We start from the raw sequence: 3,059 nt of genomic DNA on the forward strand, positions 1-3,059 counted from the left end.
AACTTTGATCTTTGAAAACTGGATATCATGTTTTAATTGTTTTAAAATGCCGAGAACACAAGCGTATTTGTTAGAGTTTCTATTAGAAATTCGATCGCTAAACCGATAGACAATTGTTTATCAAGGTTAAGTTACAAAGGGCGCACGGTGGATGCCTTGGCACTAGGAGCCGATGAAGGACGGGACTAACACCGATATGCTTCGGGGAGCTGTACGTAAGCTTTGATCCGGAGATTTCCGAATGGGGGAACCCAATGCACGTGAGTGCATTACAGCTTAGTGAATACATAGCTAAGTTGAGGCAGACGCGGGGAACTGAAACATCTAAGTACCTGCAGGAAGAGAAAGAAAATCGATTCCCATAGTAGCGGCGAGCGAAATGGGAAGAGCCCAAACCAAAGTGCTTGCACTTTGGGGTTGTAGGACTGAACTTTAGAGTTACAAAAGTTAGATTTAGCAGAAGTCAGCTGGAAAGCTGCGCCAGAGAAGGTGAAAGCCCTGTAAGCAAAAAGTCTAACCCTCTGTTCAGGATCCTGAGTACGGCGGAGCACGTGAAATTCCGTCGGAATCCGCGGGGACCATCCCGCAAGGCTAAATACTCCCTAGTGACCGATAGTGAACCAGTACCGTGAGGGAAAGGTGAAAAGCACCCCGGAAGGGGAGTGAAATAGTTCCTGAAACCGTGTGCCTACAATTAGTCAAAGCCCGTTAATGGGTGATGGCGTGCCTTTTGTAGAATGAACCGGCGAGTTACGTTTACATGCGAGGTTAAAGTGAAAAGCTGGAGCCGTAGCGAAAGCGAGTCTGAATAGGGCGAATGAGTATGTAGATGTAGACCCGAAACCAAGTGACCTACCCATGTCCAGGTTGAAGGTGCGGTAAAACGCACTGGAGGACCGAACCCATGTATGTTGAAAAATGCTGGGATGAGGTGTGGGTAGCGGTGAAATTCCAAACGAACTTGGAGATAGCTGGTTCTCTCCGAAATAGCTTTAGGGCTAGCCTCGGAGGTTGGATAATGGAGGTAGAGCACTGTTTGGGCTAGGGGTCCGTCAAGGATTACTGAACTCAGATAAACTCCGAATGCCATTTATCTTACTCCGGGAGTCAGACAGTGAGCGATAAGGTCCATTGTCGAAAGGGAAACAGCCCAGATCACCAGTTAAGGTCCCTAAATTTATGCTAAGTGGAAAAGGATGTGGCGTTGCACAGACAACTAGGATGTTGGCTCAGAAGCAGCCACCATTAAAGAGTGCGTAATAGCTCACTAGTCGAGTGACCCTGCGCCGAAAATATACCGGGGCTAAGCATAATACCGAAACTGTGGGTGCCACCAATAGGTGGCGCGGTAGGAGAGCGTTCTAAGTGTGTTGAAGGTCGACCGTGAGGACGGCTGGAACGCTTAGAAGTGAGAATGCGGCATGAGTAGCGAAAGACAGGTGAGAATCCTGTCCACCGTATGACTAAGGTTTCCTGGGGAAGGCTCGTCCTCCCAGGGTTAGTCGGGACCTAAGGCGAGGCCGAGAGGCGTAGTCGATGGCAAGCAGGTTGAGATTCCTGCACTAGTTTGTTTTGTTTGAACGATGGAGGGACGCAGTAGGCTAAGGAAAGCATCCGGCTGGAAATGGATGTCCAAGCATTAAGTCTTGAATCGAGTGAAATGCTTGATTCTTTAAGGACAAGATGTGATGGGGAGCGAAATTATAGTAGCGAAGTTCCTGATGTCACACTGCCAAGAAAAGCTTCTAGTTAGAAACAAACTACCCGTACCGCAAACCGACACAGGTAGTCGAGGAGAGTATCCTCAGGTGAGCGAGCGAACTCTCGTTAAGGAACTCGGCAAAATGACCCCGTAACTTCGGAAGAAGGGGTGCTGATCGCAAGATCAGCCGCAGTGAATAGGCCCAAACAACTGTTTATCAAAAACACAGGTCTCTGCTAAATCGTAAGATGACGTATAGGGCTGACGCCTGCCCGGTGCTGGAAGGTTAAGAGGATGAGTTAGCGTAAGCGAAGCCCAGAATTGAAGCCCCAGTAAACGGCGGCCGTAACTATAACGGTCCTAAGGTAGCGAAATTCCTTGTCGGGTAAGTTCCGACCCGCACGAAAGGCGTAATGATTTGGGCACTGTCTCAACGAGAGACTCGGTGAAATTATAATACCCGTGAAGATGCGGGTTACCCGCGACAGGACGGAAAGACCCCATGGAGCTTTACTGTAGCTTGATATTGAGTGTTTGTACCGCTTGTACAGGATAGGTAGGAGCCGTAGAGACCGGAACGCTAGTTTCGGTGGAGGCGTTGGTGGGATACTACCCTAGCTGTATGAACACTCTAACCCGCACCACTAAGCGTGGTGGGAGACAGTGTCAGGTGGGCAGTTTGACTGGGGCGGTCGCCTCCTAAAGTGTAACGGAGGCGCCCAAAGGTTCCCTCAGAATGGTTGGAAATCATTCGCAGAGTGTAAAGGTATAAGGGAGCTTGACTGCGAGACTGACAAGTCGAGCAGGGACGAAAGTCGGGCTTAGTGATCCGGTGGTTCCGCATGGAAGGGCCATCGCTCAACGGATAAAAGCTACCCTGGGGATAACAGGCTTATCTCCCCCAAGAGTCCACATCGACGGGGAGGTTTGGCACCTCGATGTCGGCTCATCGCATCCTGGGGCTGTAGTCGGTCCCAAGGGTTGGGCTGTTCGCCCATTAAAGCGGTACGCGAGCTGGGTTCAGAACGTCGTGAGACAGTTCGGTCCCTATCCGTCGCGGGCGCAGGAAATTTGAGAGGAGCTGTCCTTAGTACGAGAGGACCGGGATGGACGTTCCGCTGGTGTACCAGTTGTGCCGCCAGGCGCATCGCTGGGTAGCTACGAACGGAAGGGATAAACGCTGAAAGCATCTAAGTGTGAAGCCCCCCTCGAGATGAGATTTCCCATTCCTTTATGGAAGTAAGACCCCTGAGAGATGATCAGGTAGATAGGCTGGAAGTGGAAGCGTAGCGATATGTGAAGCGGACCAGTACTAATCGGTCGAGGACTTAACCAAAGCAGCCAATAGGCTGCAGCG

The 3,059-nt window shown here is 50.5% G+C and carries 1 rRNA gene; it reads left to right on the forward strand.

The annotated features are described in order from the left end of the window. The first annotated feature begins 124 nt into the window (after window positions 1–124). Window positions 125–3,038, forward strand: a 23S ribosomal RNA gene (locus tag JCM17471_RS12970). Window positions 3,039–3,059: the final 21 nt, after the last annotated feature.

It is taken from the genome of Lacticaseibacillus saniviri JCM 17471 = DSM 24301 (genome assembly GCF_001311785.1).
Taxonomy (GTDB): Bacteria; Bacillota; Bacilli; order Lactobacillales; family Lactobacillaceae; genus Lacticaseibacillus; species Lacticaseibacillus saniviri.